This window comes from Chryseobacterium sp. TQ-BC-N36 (assembly GCF_058382295.1).
This window is the reverse complement of record NZ_CM178175.1, coordinates 2,769,584-2,786,180: the sequence shown is the minus strand read 5'-3', so window position 1 is coordinate 2,786,180 and position 16,597 is coordinate 2,769,584. Positions and strand designations below refer to the sequence as shown.

The 16,597-nt window shown below is 38.0% G+C and carries 15 protein-coding genes; 5 read left to right on the top strand and 10 right to left on the bottom strand.

Features of this window, described 5'->3' with window-relative positions; translation table 11 throughout:
* Positions 1-5: 5 nt before the first annotated feature.
* Both AC3FI7_RS12440 and thrA read right to left on the bottom strand, forming a co-directional pair.
* Positions 6-941, bottom strand: a complete 936-nt coding sequence (locus AC3FI7_RS12440) for a homoserine kinase (RefSeq protein ID WP_491460228.1) — start codon at positions 939-941, stop codon at positions 6-8.
* Positions 942-950: 9 nt separating this feature from the next.
* Positions 951-3,398: a bifunctional aspartate kinase/homoserine dehydrogenase I gene (gene thrA, locus AC3FI7_RS12435; RefSeq protein ID WP_491460227.1), complete on the bottom strand. Its 2,448-nt coding sequence runs from the start codon at positions 3,396-3,398 to the stop codon at positions 951-953.
* A 331-nt stretch (positions 3,399-3,729) separates the two neighbouring features.
* Between thrA and AC3FI7_RS12430 the strand changes: the two genes are divergently transcribed.
* From AC3FI7_RS12430 to AC3FI7_RS12420, 3 genes are all read left to right on the top strand, one after another.
* Entirely contained in the window at positions 3,730-3,924 is a 195-nt protein-coding gene (locus tag AC3FI7_RS12430) for a hypothetical protein (protein WP_142723898.1), read from the top strand.
* 57 nt (positions 3,925-3,981) lie between these two features.
* Positions 3,982-4,149 carry a bacteriocin-like protein gene (locus tag AC3FI7_RS12425; protein ID WP_343659717.1) on the top strand — a complete coding sequence of 56 codons (168 nt, stop codon included), beginning with the start codon at positions 3,982-3,984 and terminating at the stop codon, positions 4,147-4,149.
* A 62-nt stretch (positions 4,150-4,211) separates the two neighbouring features.
* Positions 4,212-4,421, top strand: coding sequence for a hypothetical protein (locus AC3FI7_RS12420; RefSeq protein ID WP_142723899.1), 210 nt, complete (start codon positions 4,212-4,214; stop codon positions 4,419-4,421).
* Positions 4,422-4,480: 59 nt separating this feature from the next.
* Here AC3FI7_RS12420 and AC3FI7_RS12415 read toward each other — a convergent pair whose 3' ends face one another.
* The 4 genes from AC3FI7_RS12415 to AC3FI7_RS12400 form a co-directional block, all read right to left on the bottom strand.
* The gene (locus AC3FI7_RS12415) at positions 4,481-4,642 is read right to left on the bottom strand and encodes a bacteriocin-like protein (protein ID WP_491460226.1); all 162 of its coding nucleotides are present in this window, start codon (positions 4,640-4,642) and stop codon (positions 4,481-4,483) included.
* A 50-nt stretch (positions 4,643-4,692) separates the two neighbouring features.
* The gene (gene nadA / locus AC3FI7_RS12410) at positions 4,693-5,712 is read right to left on the bottom strand and encodes a quinolinate synthase NadA (RefSeq protein ID WP_142723900.1); all 1,020 of its coding nucleotides are present in this window, start codon (positions 5,710-5,712) and stop codon (positions 4,693-4,695) included.
* 110 nt (positions 5,713-5,822) lie between these two features.
* Positions 5,823-6,389: a guanylate kinase gene (gene gmk / locus AC3FI7_RS12405; protein WP_142723901.1), complete on the bottom strand. Its 567-nt coding sequence runs from the start codon at positions 6,387-6,389 to the stop codon at positions 5,823-5,825.
* A 93-nt stretch (positions 6,390-6,482) separates the two neighbouring features.
* Positions 6,483-7,340 (bottom strand): YicC family protein, encoded by an 858-nt coding sequence (locus tag AC3FI7_RS12400; protein ID WP_002976716.1) that lies wholly within the window; start codon positions 7,338-7,340, stop codon positions 6,483-6,485.
* Positions 7,341-7,533: 193 nt separating this feature from the next.
* Here AC3FI7_RS12400 and miaA point away from each other — a divergent pair, with 193 nt between their 5' ends.
* Positions 7,534-8,454: a tRNA (adenosine(37)-N6)-dimethylallyltransferase MiaA gene (gene miaA, locus AC3FI7_RS12395; RefSeq protein ID WP_491460225.1), complete on the top strand. Its 921-nt coding sequence runs from the start codon at positions 7,534-7,536 to the stop codon at positions 8,452-8,454.
* A 183-nt stretch (positions 8,455-8,637) separates the two neighbouring features.
* On the opposite strand, the gene AC3FI7_RS12390 is transcribed toward miaA, so the two are convergent.
* From AC3FI7_RS12390 to AC3FI7_RS12375, 4 genes are all read right to left on the bottom strand, one after another.
* Complete coding sequence (locus tag AC3FI7_RS12390; protein ID WP_491460224.1) at positions 8,638-10,050, bottom strand: efflux transporter outer membrane subunit; 1,413 nt, start codon at positions 10,048-10,050, stop codon at positions 8,638-8,640.
* Positions 10,051-10,218: 168 nt separating this feature from the next.
* Entirely contained in the window at positions 10,219-13,401 is a 3,183-nt protein-coding gene (locus AC3FI7_RS12385; RefSeq protein ID WP_343659711.1) for an efflux RND transporter permease subunit, read from the bottom strand.
* A gap of 40 nt (positions 13,402-13,441) precedes the next feature.
* Positions 13,442-14,602 (bottom strand): efflux RND transporter periplasmic adaptor subunit, encoded by a 1,161-nt coding sequence (locus AC3FI7_RS12380; protein WP_343659709.1) that lies wholly within the window; start codon positions 14,600-14,602, stop codon positions 13,442-13,444.
* Positions 14,603-14,963: 361 nt separating this feature from the next.
* Positions 14,964-15,560, bottom strand: a complete 597-nt coding sequence (locus AC3FI7_RS12375) for a TetR/AcrR family transcriptional regulator (protein ID WP_034694942.1) — start codon at positions 15,558-15,560, stop codon at positions 14,964-14,966.
* 316 nt (positions 15,561-15,876) lie between these two features.
* Here AC3FI7_RS12375 and AC3FI7_RS12370 point away from each other — a divergent pair, with 316 nt between their 5' ends.
* Entirely contained in the window at positions 15,877-16,431 is a 555-nt protein-coding gene (locus tag AC3FI7_RS12370) for a thioredoxin family protein (protein ID WP_142723906.1), read from the top strand.
* Positions 16,432-16,597: the final 166 nt, after the last annotated feature.

Below are 16,597 nucleotides of genomic sequence, written 5' to 3'. Positions count from 1 at the left end.
CTGCTTTATTTTTCTTCTTTTTCTTCAATGATTTGAATTCCTGCGGGATTTATTTTTGAGACATAAACAAAACTTTCTATTTCAATTTTGTCATAGGCTGATTTCATCATCTGAGCAATTTTCTCTGCTCTTTCTTTTTGCTCTGACAGCATAAAAATAGAAGGTCCGGAACCCGAAATTCCTCCTCCCAAAGCTCCCAGCTGTAAACTCATCTCTTTGATGTCGTCAAATTTCGGGATCAGAATACTGCGGATAGGTTCTATGATGACATCATTGAGACTTCTTCCAATCAATAGGATGTCGTTTTTCTGAATTCCAGCGACCAATCCGGCTATATTTCCCCATTGTTCGACAGCACTTTTTAAACTGATATTTTTCTTTAAAATCTGTCTGGCATCTGAAGTTTTGACTTCCACCTGTGGATGTACAGCGGTTACAAACAGATCAGGGCTGCTTAAGGGAATAATATCAATAGGATTTGTAGATTTTACCAGGGTAATTCCTCCATAGATACAGGGAGCAATATTATCTGCATGTCTTACACCTGAAGCGAGTTCTTCCCCAAACATAGCAAAATGAACCATTTCTTCTTTTGACAGTTTGTTCCCTAGTAACAGATTGGCTCCAAAGGCGGCTCCGGCGGCACTTGCCGCACTGGAGCCGAGCCCGCTTCCAGGTTTTATATGCTTATGGATAATGACTTCAAAACCATTTTTCAGATTGAAATACTCCTGGATTTTTAACAGGACAACTCCTGCAACATTTCCGGAAGGCACCTCAGGGAGTCCGAATGAATCAGTGTGTTTTATGATGATATCCGGAGTATCCAGCCATCGGAATTGCATTTCGTCATAGGGCTCATGTACCGCCATTCCCAGAATATCGAATCCGCAGACCAGATTGGCAACAGTAGCGGGGACTTTTAATTTTATTTTCTTCATATCAATATTTTATATAGAACGGATAATATCTGCAAAAACGCCACTTGCCGTTACATCAGCTCCTGCACCGGCACCTTTTACGACCAAAGGCTGCTCGGAATATCTTAGGGTCTTGAAAATGACAATATTGTCTTTGCCATAAAGATGAAACAGGTCACTGTCGGGAGCAATATGCTGCAGTCCTACTTTGGCTTTTCCATCTTCAAACACAGCCACATATTTTAGTATTTTACCTTTGCTTTTAGCTTGATTCAGTAAATTCTTAAAATGATCTTCATAGGCAGTAAGCTTTTCGTAAAAATTTTCGACACTTCCCTGCATACATTCTTCCGGCAGAAAGCTCTTATTTTCGATTTCTTCAAACTGAAGCGGATACCCTGCCTCTCTTGCCAGAATTAAAATTTTTCTTGCCACATCGGTTCCGGACAGATCGAGTCTTGGGTCCGGTTCTGTATAGCCTTCCTTCTGGGCTTGTCGTACTACTTCAGAAAATGTTTTGCTGCCATCGTATTCATTAAAGACAAAATTTAATGTACCACTTAATACAGCCTTAAGGGATTGTATTTTATCTCCGCTTTTGATAAGGTCGTTGATAGTCCCTATGACCGGAAGCCCGGCCCCTACATTGGTTTCAAAATAAAAATTGCAGCTGTGATTTCTTGCCGTATTTTTTAGGGTTTTGTATTGTTTATAATCTGAGGAAGCAGCAATTTTATTACAGGCGACAATATTCACACTTCTTTTTAACAAACTTTCATAAATTTCCGGAACATCAGGACTTGCGGTTACATCAACGAAAACAGAGTTTCTAAGGTTTCTGCGGATAATTTCATCAGCAAATTCTCTGGAAGAAGCCTCCCCGCTTTGCTGATTCCAGGCAATGTAGTTTTCCTTCGGTATTCCCTGATCCGAAAATAGCATATGACGGCTGTTGGAAATTCCTGCAATTCTCAAATTGATTAAGAAATTTTCTTTTAAATAGTCGTTTTGGTCATAAATCTGCTGAATCAATTTTGTACCCACATTACCTGTTCCGCAGATGTAGAGATGGATCTGTTTAATCTCAGATTCAAAGAATTCTTCGTGAAGTACATTTACTGCCTTTTTGCTGTCTTTTTCTGAAATGACAATGCTGATATTTCTTTCCGAAGAACCCTGTGCAATCGCCCTTATATTGACTCCGTTATTTCCAAGGCAACCGAACATTTTTGCACTTACTCCACTTCTGCTTTTCATGCTTTCTCCTACCAGTGCTACAATAGAAAGTCCGGTTTCAATTTTTACCGGATATACTCTTTTCAAATTGATATCATCAGCAAAAGAAAGATTGATAGCGTGTTCAGCACGTAGTGCCTCTTTTTTTTCAATGGCTATTGTAATAGAATGTTCCGAAGAACCCTGGGTAATAAGGATGACATTTATCTTTTCATGACTTAAACATTGGAATAATTTTGCTGAAACTCCTGGTATGCCTACCATCCCGCTTCCTTCCAGTGTGAGCAGAGCAATACTGTTCATATTGGAAATCCCTACGGCAATCTGCTTTTTATTTTCTGAAGATTTCAACTGATGAGAAATTAAAGTTCCCACTGCATCAGGTTCAAAAGTGTTTTTGATGATCAGGTCTATATTTTTCACCATGACAGGCTGGATGGAAGGCGGATAAAGTACTTTTGCCCCGAAATGAGACAGCTCCATAGCCTCATGATAAGATATTTCCGAAATGGGTTTGGCATTGGAAGCAAGGCGTGGATCGGCAGTCATCATTCCACTTACATCGGTCCAGATCTGAAGTTGTTCAGCAGGAATTGAGGCTGCCATAATAGAAGCTGTGTAATCGGAACCGCCTCTTCCTAATGTTGTTGCATTATTTTTTTTGTCACGGGCTATAAAACCGGGTCCTACGATGATACGGTTCTGGTTTTCAGTCAGAAATCTTATAATATTATCTTGTGTGCAGTTAAAGTCTACTTTTGCATGGGTAAAATTACTGTCTGTTATGATCAGATCTGCAGAGTTCATCCACATGCAGTCCAGTCCTTCATGCTGTAATCTTGCGGCAATGATTTTTGAAGACAGGAATTCTCCATAAGACGCAATCTTATCTTTGATTCTGTCTGTAAGTTCACCGAGAACAGCAATTCCGTTGCAGAGCTCTTCAATATCATTGAAATGTTTTTTTACAAAGCTAAGCCATGAACTTTGTTCTGCGATAGGGAAAAGTTCTTTGACTAAAGTAATATGTTTTTCTTCAAGATCCTGAACAATCTGAATATAGTTTTCATCTTTTACAGAAGCACATTCTGCTGCTTTTATCAATTGATCGGTAACACCATGCAATGCTGATACAATGACTACAACTTTGTTTTGTAAAGATTCCTGCTTTATGATTTTTTCCACCAGTAAGATATTTTGAGAATGGGCGACTGATGTTCCGCCAAATTTTAAAACTTTCATCAATTATTTATTTAAGGTTGGGTAAAAAGAAGTGTTTACTCTTTAAAAAAAGAGTACGGGTACCGGAAATAATATGTGAAAATTTACCCCGTTATGGGGTAGTTGTTGTAGTTGTGAATGTAGAAACAGAAGATATGCCTGAAATAAGTGATTTCAGGGCAGAAATATCAGATATGTTTCTTAATATATTCATTGTAATGGAACAAATGTACAAATTATTTTGAAACAGCCAAGTTTTATTACGATAAAATTTATTTCCTTTTTTAGAGATATATTTGTTGTAATGGGTTAAAAATCTTATATTTAGGATTCTAACCAAAAACAATTAAACATGAAAAAGTTAAAAAAAATGAACCGGAAGAATCTGAAATCAATCAGTGGAGGAGATATAAATGACTGTTTTGAGTACTGTCCTCCGGGGCCATATGGACCGGGTGAGCCAAGATCATGTGCTGATTATCATGCTTTGCCACAATGTTGTAAAGGTAGAGTACTGGTGAGTTTTGAATGCTCTGATCCGTATTGATTTTAAAAAAATTAATAATGAGTTTAAATAACTTTGATAACTTTAAAATTAAATGCTATGAAAACAATTAAAAAATTATCACGCGAACAAAAGAAAAACATCACAGGAGGATTTACCGATATTCAGATTGAAGCTTGTGGTGGTGAGCAGTTTGTATGTTTCCGTAAAGGCGGATGGGGATGCTGGCTGAAGCCGGGAGGAACCTGTTATGCACCGATGCTGTAACAGCATTGTTAATGAGGTTATTAGTGAAAAAATAACAAAACCAGAAATTTATTAAAACTACTATGAAAAATCTAAAAAAATTAAACCGGAAAGAACTTGAAAAATTATACGGAGCAGCTGGCCCGTCAAGATGTGCCGGATGTCCACAGAATGCTACATTTGGTGATGGTCCGGGATACCAGTATTCCTGTGCTGCTTATCAGGGACTTCCCGATTACTGTAAGATGTGTGTTCTGGTAAGCATAGAATGTGTAGATGGAGGAGTATCCTAAACGGATATTTGTATTAATATGATAATAAGAAAGCACTGTGAAAAACAGTGCTTTATTTTTTAACAATTGTCTGGAATGTAAAGTCCTCTTGGTACGCAGATCAATTCTCCATTGCATCCTCTTCCGCAAGTTTCATGTATTTCGCAGTTTAAACTGCATGTGTCACTGCCTCCGTTTACATTTTTAAGACTTCTTCTGTCTAATTTTTTTAAATTTTTCATATTTATTATCAGTTTGGATTCTAAATATAATAAATATTCAATAAAAAAAATTATTTTATGCTTTTAGAAAGATCAAGCATAGCTTCAATAGGTTTCAATGCTTTTAATCTTAATTCCTCGTCGATAAGAATTTCAGGAAGCTCATACTTCATACATAAATACAGTTTTTCCATTGTGTTACGCTTCATGTAGAAACATTCTGAGCAGTTACAGCTTTCATCAAAAACCAGTGCAGGAATCAGTTCCTTATGAGGGGCACGTTTTCTCATTTCATGAAGAATTCCTTCTTCTGTTGCGATAATGAATTTCTGACAGTCGTCTTTTTCCACATAATTCAACAGGGCAGAAGTGGAACCGATGAAGTGAGCCAGCTTTAAAACAGCTTCTTCACTTTCAGGGTGTGCAATCAGTTTTGCATCCGGATTGTCTGCCAATTGCTGGGCAATTCTTTCCATAGAAAATGCTTCGTGTACTACACAGCTTCCATCCCAAAGGATCATATCACGTCCTGTTTTTTTAGATAAATATCTTCCCAGGTTCTTGTCCGGTGCAAAGATGATTGGTCTGTCTTTCGGAAGGGCTTCGATAACTGTTTCCGCATTGGAGCTTGTTACGATAATATCACTTTCTGCTTTGGTTTCCGCATTACAGTTGATGTAAGTAGCAATCAATGCGTTTGGGTGCTGCTCACGCATCTTTCTCAGTCCTTCTCCGGAACAGCCGTCTGCCAGAGAGCATCCTGCCATTGTATCAGGAAGAACTACTTTTTTAGTTGGGTTTAGAATTTTAGCGGCTTCTGCCATGAAATGTACTCCGCAGAATACGATCATATCGGCATTGGTTTCTTTTGCCTGTCTTGCCAGCTGTAAAGAATCTCCAAGGAAATCAGCAATATCCTGAATTTCTCCCGGCTGGTAATAATGGGCAAGAATAACAGCGTTTTTTTCCTCTTTAAGTTGAAGGATAGCTTTCACCAATTCTTCCCCCTGAGGAATAGCAATATCTTTTATATCCAGAAATCCTCTTACAGGAATAGCAGATTTAGCTTTTTCTAATGTTTCGGTACTCATATCAACCTCAATTTTTTCTTTTATAGAAGTGAGAGATCAGAAACTAGAGGTTAGTATGAAATGAGGATAATTTTCCTGACCCTAAAAAACTAACTTCTAATTTCTAATTTCTAATTTCTTTCTATAAAACTTTTTATTAAACTTTCTATTTCTTTTTTAGCTGTATCAAGATCTTCATTGATAACGATCTTGTCAAACTCGCCTGCATAGGTCATTTCTTCTTCAGCCTTTGCTACACGGGTTTTTATAGTTTCTGCATCATCTGTATTTCTGGAGATCAATCTTCGTTCCAATTCTGTAATGGAAGGTGGTTCAATAAAAATAGAAAGGGCTTTTTCACCGAAGTATTTTTTTAATGAAATACCTCCTTTTACATCTACATCAAAAATAACAACCTTTCCCAGATTCCAGATTTTTTCTACTTCAGATTTTAAAGTACCGTAATATTTGTCAGTATATACTTCCTCATATTCTACAAAAGCGTTTTCAGAAATCTTCTGCCTGAATTCATCCGGGGTCAGAAAATGATAGTCCACTGCATGTACTTCACTTCCTCTTGGTTGTCTTGTGGTACATGAAATGGAAAATTCCAGTTCTGGAAATGTTTCCAGTGAATGCTTTACCAATGTAGTTTTTCCGCTTCCTGATGGTGCTGAAAATATAATTACTTTATCCATTTTTTTTGGTTTCGGGTTTCGGGATTGTGAGTTTCAGGTTGATTCCGTAGTATTTGCATCCGGAATTATTACCCACATCTCGAACCTCGCAACTTATAATACGTTTAACGTTTGCTCTTTAATTTTTTCAAGGTCATCTTTCATCATCACTACCAGTTTCTGGATTTCTGCGTGATTGGCTTTAGAACCTAGTGTATTGATTTCTCTTCCGATTTCCTGAGAAATGAAACCCAGTTTTTTTCCATTGAAAGACTCATTGTCCATTACTTCTTTATAATATTTCAAGTGCTGTGCAAGTCTTACCTTTTCTTCAGAAATATCAAGTTTTTCAGTGAAATAAGCCATTTCCTGATAGAAACGCGTTTCGTCAACGTTTTCAAACTCTTTCAAAGATTTCTGATAACGTTCTTTTACGCTTACAATTCTTTCTTCCTCAAAAGGAATCACTTCTCCAAGATACTTGTCGATATTCTGAATATTCCTGTTTAATTCTTCATGTAAAATACCACCTTCCGTTTTCCTGAATTCTTCAAATCTGTCAACGGCATTATTGACAATTTTTGCCAAGGCCTCCCATTCACCTTCTGTAAGCTCATCAGGTCTTGAGGTAATGGCATCAGGAAGTCTTACTGCCATTTTCAGGTATTCAAAATCGGGACCGTCAGAAGCTATGTTTTTAAGTTCGTTGATATAGGAGTCAATCAGGTTTTTATTAATTTTTACATCATTGGACTCTTCAAGGTTCTCAATATTAACGTAGCAGTCTACTTTTCCACGGATAATTCTATCATTAAGAATTTTTCTGATTTCAAATTCTTTTTCTTTATAACGTAAAGGAATTTTAATATTTAAATCAAAGCTCTTGCTGTTTAGAGATTTAATGTCTATAGTAATTTTTTTTCCTTCAAAAACATCTTCGGCTCTACCGAATCCGGTCATTGATAAAATCATAGTTTTTTATTGTTCTACAAAGATAAACATTTAAGTGTATACTATAATACCATGAAATTTTAACGTAGAGTATTTAATTATTTTGTTTTTAAATTTATTTTGAACCATTAAAATCTTAATGGTTCAAATAAACAGCAGCTTTATTTGTATTTAAATAAAAAATCAAATGAGCACATTTTCGTAAATTAGCGCTGTGAAAAAGAAAAATTTGATTTCTGTAGTAGGCCCCACCGGAATTGGTAAAACGAGGTTGGCAATTGATTTAGCCCAACATTTCAATACCGAGATTATTTCCTGTGATTCCCGTCAGTTTTTTAAAGAAATGAAAATAGGAACAGCAGCTCCTTCAGAAGAGGAACTGGCGCAGGCACCTCATCATTTTATAGGAAATCTTTCTGTGGAAGAATATTACTCTATTGGACAGTATGAAGAAGATGCTCTCCAAAAGCTTAATGAACTTTTTGCGACCCATGACACTGTCATCCTTGTCGGTGGAAGCATGATGTATGAAAAAGCGGTGATAGAAGGTTTGCATGATCTTCCGGAAGCTAATACTGAAAACCAGGAAAAACTTCAGGCTATGATGGAGCAGGAGGGAACTGAAAAACTTCAGAAAATTTTACAGGAGCTCGATCCCGAATATTTCAGTGTGGTGGATATTCACAACCATCGCAGGCTTCTGCGTGCCATAGACGTAATCTGGCAAACCAATACAAAATATTCTGAATTGATTGCAGTGTCACAGGATTCCAGAGATTTTAATGTATTCAGAATCGGAATTGAAGCTCCAAGGGAAGAACTTTATGACAGAATTAACCGCAGAGTGGATATTATGATGGAAAACGGATTGCTGGATGAGGTGAAAGGTCTTGAGAAATTCAAAGGATTGACGGCTTTGAATACGGTAGGTTATGCGGAACTGTTCAAATATTTTGACGGAGAGTGGGATCTCGATTTTGCGGTTTCAGAAATTAAAAAGAACAGCCGCAGATATGCGAAACGTCAGCTGACGTGGTACAGGAAAGCAGATGATATCCATTATTTACAGCTGGGATATTCTCAGGAAGACTTTGAGACTCTGCTAAAATGGATTGCTGAGCAATTACAGGAATAAATTAAGCACTCTGTCTGTCATTCTGACGAAGGAAGAAACTCATCAATTATTTTTAAAGATTCTTCATTTCACTTTGTTCCATTCAGAATGACAGTACGGATGATCATTAATTAAGGCATTTTTATATTGAAAAATGCGGTCCTGAAAAGAACCGCATCTTAAAAACAAATATAATTTAATTTACTACTTCCAACCGCCGCCCAGCGCTCTGTATAGATCTACAATGCTGCTTAATCTCTGTCTCTTAATGGAAGCCAGGTTCAACTCTGCCTGTAGGGAATTTCCCTGTGCTGTAATCACTTCCAGGTAATTGGCTGAACCTCCTTTATAAAGAAGCTGTGCACTTTTAATTCCATCTTTCAGTGTAGTGGCCTGCTCTGTAGCTTTCTGTTCCTGAACTTTTAAATTCTCATTGGAAACCAAAGCGTCAGCAACTTCACCCACCGCATTCAATACAGATTGACGGAACGCAAGAACATTTTTCTCTCTTTGAATTTTAGCTACTTCCAGATCTGTTTTTAATTGCCTTTTCTGAAAAATAGGCTGGGTAATTCCTCCTAAAACCGATCCGAATAATGAAGCCGGAATCTGAAACCAGTTATCAAATTTGAAGGAGTTTACTCCTCCGTTAGCGGTTATCTTTAATGCCGGATACATATTGGCCTGAGCAATTCCCACCATCGCATTGGCCTGTAACAAAACCAATTCCTGCTGGCGGACATCCGGTCTTCTGCTTACCATGGCTGCAGGAAGTCCGGCAGTGATATTCTGAGGTAAAGATGTGTCAGACATTTCAATCGTTCTGTTCACTTTATTAGGCAGTTCTCCAACCAGAATACTTAATGCATTTTCCTGGATGGCAATATTCTGTTCCAATTGGGCAATCAGAAGTTCTGTTGCCTGTTTCTGTGCTGCGGCCTGCTGAACTCCTAAAGACGTATTATCACCACTTTCCCACATTTTTTGTGTCATCAGTAAGGTGTTGCTAGTCAGTTCCAGATTGGATTTTGCAATGGCTAATTGTCTGTCAAGCATCAGGAGGTTATAGTATCCCTGGGCAATCGCTGCCACTACCTGAGTTTGTACAGCTTTTGAACCTTCATAAGTCTGAAGGTACTGCATTCTTGAAACTTCCTGCTGGTTTTTGATTTTTCCCCAGATATCTGCTTCCCATGAAAGGTTGAAGGCTGCGTTATAGTCTTCAACATGGCTTGAACCTAAAAATAAATTTAAGCTTTGCCCGTTCATGCTGTTTTTGGAAGGCCTTGAAATCTGTCCGCTTACTCCAAAACCTACATCCGGATATTGCATATATTTTGCCTGTTTCAGTTTTTCCTGTGAAGCAGCAACCTGCTTCAATGCAATCTGAAGGTCATAATTATTTTTGATTCCTTTTTCAATCAATCCCTGTAAAATAGGATCGCTGAAGAACTGCTTCCACTCCAGATTCGCGATGCTGGCAGTGTCGGCAGTTGCAGTATACTGAAACTTTTCCGGAAGTGGCAGTTCAGGCTCCGTGTATGCCAGTTTGGACACACATGATACAGAGCCTATAGCCAGCGCAAAAGTTAGAATAATATTTTTTACTCGTTTCATAGTTTTTAAACATTTAATTGAATACAAAAACTTAGAGAGGTTTCTGTGGATGCAAAATTGTCTTTAGTAGGAGAAAATAGTTAGCTTTTGTAAACCATTAAGAACAGGCAGGTGAATAGTTAATCCTTTGTCTTAAAATTTTCTCTAAGTTTTTGTTATTCATTTTTATTAATGAGCTGAAGCTAAAAGTTCTTCCTCCATTTGTTTTTTCTTCAGTCTTTTCTGTTTTCTGCTTGGCATTTTTTCATGCAGATACTGGAAGATCACATACATTACCGGAATAATAAAAATCCCGAATATTACTCCTGTAAGCATTCCTCCTACAGTACTGTATCCAATAGAGTGGTTACCTTTTGAAGAGGCACCTTGTGTCCATACCAATGGAAGCATCCCCACAATGAAGGCAAAAGAGGTCATTAAGATTGGTCTTAAACGTAATCTTGATGCCTGAAGTGCAGACTCAATCAAAGTTTTTCCTGCTTTTCTTCTCTGTACGGCAAACTCTACAATAAGGATGGCATTTTTCGCCAATAGCCCTACCAACATGATCAATCCTACCTGAACGTAAATGTTGTTATCGATTCCGGCTAACCCTGTGAAGGCAAATACTCCGAAAATCCCTGTTGGAATCGTAAGAATAATAGCAAAAGGAAGGATATAACTTTCATACTGAGCTGCCAGCAGGAAATACACAAACAGAATACTTAAGAAGAAAATAAATGCAGTCTGTCCGCTTGTTTTGATCTCCTCACGGGTAATCCCTGTCCATTCATATCCATATCCTCTAGGAAGTGATTGCTGAGCCACTTCTTCTACCGCTTTAATGGCATCTCCGGTACTGTATCCAGGTTTTGGTGTTCCGTTGATTGTTACTGCGTTGAAAAGGTTATTTCTTGTTACCGTTTCAGGTCCGAAAGATCTTTTTAACGTTACTAATGTTTTTGCAGGAACCATTTCGCCTGATTTATTTTTAACATAAATTCCTTCCAGAGAGTTAACATCAGTACGGTAAGGAATATCTGCCTGTGCCATTACTCTGTAGTATTTTCCGAATCTGTTGAAATCCGATACAAAGCTACTTCCGAAATAAATCTGCATGGTCTGCATCAATTCCGTTATGGAAACTCCCAGCTGGTTGGCTTTATCCGTATCTACATCAATAGTATACTGTGGGTTTCCTGCTGCATAAGTAGTGAAGGCGAAAGCAATTTCAGGACGTTTCATCAATTCACCAATGAATTGCTGAGTGGTTGTTCCTAATTGTTCAAAAGAACCGTTCGTTTTGTCCTGAAGCATGAATTCAAATCCGGAAACATTACCGAAACCTTGTACAGTAGGGAAGTTGAAGAAGAAAGCATTGGCATCTTTCACCTGGCTTACCTTTCCTGTTAAAGTTCCTGCAATTAGATCAGGATCCTTCATTTCGCCACGTTTGTCATAATCTTTAAGCTTAATAAAACCTGCAGAATATGGAGAGGCATTGGCATTACTGATAAAGTTCATTCCGTCTGCTACCCAAAGGTGATTGGTTGCTTTCTCACTGTTGATGATTTTATCAATTTGTGCAGTCGCTCTGTGTGTTCTTTCCAATGAACTTCCCGGAGGCGTATTCACTGCATACAATACAAACCCCTGGTCTTCAGTAGGAATAAATCCTGACGGTGCTTTTTTGATTAGAAAGACACTTGCTGCTGTAATAAGAACAAGACCTCCTATAGCCACCCATTTATTTTTAATTAAAAACTTAAGGCTGTAGATATATTTTCTGGTCATGCTGTTGAAGCTTGCATTAAATGCATTGAAGAATCTTGCTCCAAAACCTGTTTTATGACCATGTTCCCCATGTTCTCCCTGAGGATCATTCAGGAACATTGCACATAATGCCGGACTTAATGTCAATGCGTTTACTGCTGAAATTAAAATCGCAATAGCTAATGTGAAAGCGAACTGTCTGTAGAAAACTCCCGCAGGTCCCTGCATGAAACCAACCGGAATAAACACGGCACACATGACCAGTGTAATGGAAATAATCGCTCCTGAAATTTCGCTCATTGAGTTCATAGTGGCATGTTCTACCGGCATTCCCGTCTGTTCCATTTTAGAATGGACGGCTTCCACCACCACAATCGCATCATCCACTACAATACCAATGGCCAGAACCAGTGCAAACAGCGTTAGCATGTTGATACTGAAGCCAAATAACTGCAGGAAGAAGAATGTTCCGATGATCGCAACCGGTACCGCAATGGCAGGAATTAACGTAGATCTGAAATCCTGAAGGAAGATGTATACCACGATAAATACCAGAATGAAGGCAATTACTAATGTCTCGACCACCTGATGAATAGAAGCATCCAAAAAGTCTTTGGAGTTATACATGATGATGGGTTTTACTCCTTTTGGTAGAGTAGTTTCCATTACTTTCACCTGCTTTTCAATTTCCGTAAGGATTTCGTTGGCATTAGAACCTGCTGTCTGTAGGATAGCAAATCCGGCAACCGGTTTTCCGTCTACTCTGTTGGTAGCAGTGTAGGTGTAAGAACCAAATTCTACTCGTGCTACATCTTTCAATCTTAGGAAAGAACCATCACTGTTTGCTTTGATAGCAATGTTTTCATAGTCTTCATTTTTGTTCAGTTTTCCTTTATATTTAAGAATGTATTCGTAAGTTTCCTTACTTCCCTGTCCAAGACGGCCCGGAGCCGCTTCAAGGTTGTGGTCTTTAATGGCTCCCAAAACTTCCTGAGGCGAAAGATTGTTAGCTGCCAGTCTGTCCGGTTTCAGCCAGATTCTCATGGAATAATCCCTTGTCCCGAATACCTGAGCCTGTGCTACCCCCGGAATACGCTGTATCTGCGGAATAACATTAATCTTCAGATAGTTTTGAAGGAATAATTCATCATATTGTTTAGCATCTTCACTGGTCAACCCCATGAACATGATCATACTGTTCTGTACTTTCTGTGTGGAAATCCCGGCCTGTACCACTTCCTGTGGTAGCTGGCTCATTGCCTTCGATACACGGTTCTGTACGTTTACTGCGGCATTATCTGCATCAGCACCTTGTTTGAAGAAAACGCTCAGGGTCATGGTTCCGTCGTTACTGGAGTTGGAGGTCATATAAGTCATGTTCTCAACTCCGTTTACTGCTTCCTCAATAGGTGTGGCAACCGAACGGGCTACAACCTCAGCATTAGCTCCAGGGTAGAATGCCGTTACCTGAACGCTCGGTGGAGCGATGTCCGGGAAGAGGGCAATCGGTAAATTAAAGAGAGACAAAGCTCCCAATAATAAGAGTATTATGGAGATGACCGTTGAAAGGACCGGTCTTTCTATAAATTGTTTTAACATAAGAAGTTTATTTTTTTAAGTCTTCTGTATTCGGAAAGGATTATAATGGTTTTGCTTTTAATAAGCTGTCAGAAGAAATATTTTTCGGCTTGATAGAAGCACCGTCTTTTAAGTTTCCAATTCCTGTGTAAACTATTTTTTCTCCAGGAGCAAGCCCTTCAGAAATAAAATAATAGCTATCCGTTTTTCCTGATATTTTGATCGGTCTTCCGATTACTTTCTGGTCTTTACCCATTACATAGACATAAGTTTTATCCTGGATTTCGAAAGTAGATTCCTGCGGAATTACGACAGCATTGGAAATCAATTGAGGCATACGTACTCTTCCTGTATTTCCGGTTCTTAAAGTTCCGTTGGCATTAGGAAATACGGCACGAACACTGATGGCTCCTGTAGTTTTGTCAAACTGTCCGTCTACAATGCTGAGTTTTCCTTTTTCAGGATAAGTGCTGTTATCAGCGATCACCAGTTCCACCATTGGCATATTTTTCAGCTTTTCTTCCAAAGTGGCTCCCGGATATTTATTCTGGAAAGCAATAAAGTCAAGTTCACTTAAAGAGAAATAGGCATATATTTCACTGATGTCAGATAGTAATGTCAATGGATTGGCATCTGTTCTGGAGATCAGACTTCCTTTTTTATAAGGGATTCTTCCGATATAACCACTTACAGGAGCTGTAATGGTTGTAAAACCTACATTAATTCTGGCGTTCCCTACAGAGGCTCTGGCTTGTGCAGCGGCAGCAACGGCAGCTTCATAATTGGCTTTTGCAGTTTTAAGCTGTACATCAGAAACCACTTTTGCAGCAACCAGCGGCTGGAGTCTATCTACTTCCACTTTTGCTTTCTGTATATTGGCATTTGCTGCCTGCAGATTAGCCTGTGCCATATTCATCTGTTCACCATAGCTTCGGGAATCTATTTTAAATAATGGCTGTCCGGCTCTTACGTATGAGCCTTCTTCTACATAAATTCTATCAAGGTAACCATCTACCTGAGATCTGATTTCTACGTTGTTTTTTCCTTCCAGAGCGGTTGGGAATTCCTGATATGTAGTAGCTGGCGATGTAATAACGGTATAAACCGGAAGTTCTGGAGCTGGAGGTGCGGCATTGGATCCTTCTGCGGCTTTCGTGCAGCTCTGTAAAAGAATTATACTTGCAATAAGTACAATAAACCTTGTTTTTCCAGGTATTTTCATTTTGGTTTAATTTTTTAATGAAGTGTTAGAGGTAAGTAAAGTGTTTTAAATAAATGCTGTATTTTTTCCTAACGGTGTTAATAATTCGTTCAAAAAAAATTACAGAACTTTTAATGTGCAATTAGGTCAATAATTTCCATAGTTGATTTTTTTTAATGTTGCTTTATATATAAGATGAGGTGTATATATGTTAATTTTTCTAACAGCGTTAATTTGTAAGCAAAAAATGATTAATTTTAACAGCTGAATGTTATGAATTGCTTCATAATAATTTTATTTTTTATATTAGGAATAACAGAATAACTTAGATTAATCCGGTGTTAAATTTCCTAACGGTGTTAATTTTTAATTCAAAAAAAATTTACAAAGACTTAATAAAAGCTGAAACAGTTTCGTCCAAAGTCGTTTTATTCATCGTTGAAGGAATATCAGCAGTACGCATCATCATTATAGAGATCATTCCGTGAACGGCAGAAAACAGAGCGTGAGACATATGGCATGCATTGTCCGGGTTGGATCCATTTTTCTTAATAATCTCATAGGTACACTCATAAATAAGTTCCTGGAATGACGAAAACTCCTTTTTCATCTGCCCTTTTCCGCAGCATTGCATCCCAAGACCAAACATAAGCTGGTAATATTCCTTATTTTTAAAAGCAAAGTTCCAGTATGCATCCACAATGGCAACAAGCTGCTCTTCCGGAGTATCGTGCTTCTGCTGAGCTTTTAATAATTCTATGTGTAACTTATGAAAGCCATCTAAAGAAATTTCGAATAGAATAGCTTCTTTATTTTCAAAGTAATCATATACAACAGGGGCACTATACTCAATAGCATCAGCTATCTTACGCATAGAAAGTGAACCCCAGCCTTCTGTTTTTGCCAAAGTGAAGGCAGCCTGCAAAATATTTGCACGGATGGATTCTTTTTCTCTTTGACGACGTTCATGTAGGCCCATATATTTTTTACTAACAGCGTTAGCAAAACTACAAACTTTTTATTATAACTTCCAAGGGATATTGTGAGTTTTATGGGTTCACCTACTTTTTAAAGAAAATTAATTAAAGGCTGGAAGCTGGAAAAATGGGAGCTGGAGGTTAATTAAATTAAAAAAATACCATTAATAGAATTTAACTATAACTATTTTTGAGGGCTAAAATCTTCCTTCCTCTAGCTTCCAGCTTCCTTGCCTTACAAAAATAAAATGTCTGTTTTCATAACCCAGCACAATTAATAAAAGAAATAATTATCTTTGCCTGTAAAGAAAAAAGGATATGAATACTCCATCAAATATGCTGGCATTAGGAACGAAAGCACCGTTTTTTGAACTTCCTAACCCGTCAAAAACAAATGAACTTCAGTCTTTGGAAGAGCTGAAAGGAGAAAAAGGAACATTGGTGATTTTTATGTGTAACCACTGTCCGTTTGTTCTTCATGTGATCGATAAGATCAATGAATTATATGAAGATTATAATGAACGAGGAATTGAATTCATTGCGATCAATTCGAATGATATTGAAAAATATCCGGCAGACTCTCCGGAAAAAATGATTGAGTTCCAGATTGAAAGAAGGTTCGATTTCCCTTATTTATTCGATGAAAGCCAGGCGGTAGCTAAAGCTTATGATGCTGCCTGTACACCGGATTTTTATTTTTTTGATGATAAGCTGGATTTGATTTACAGAGGCCAGATGGATGATTCAAGACCGGGAAATAATAAAGATGTAACCGGAGAAGATCTGATTATCGCTTTTGAAAATCTTTTAGCCGGAGAGCCACAGGAAGAAATTCAGAGACCAAGTATGGGATGTAACATTAAATGGAAATAATTACTGGTTGCTGGTTTATTTAGCTACTGGTTTTTACTCATTATAATACAGGCTGCTCTTTTTGGAGTGGCTTTTTTGTTTCTTGTTGATTAATAAGTTGGGTTTTTCTCTCACGGATTCAGTTGATAATGCAGAGCTAAACTTCTCCATCCAGTTTGTCACTCCG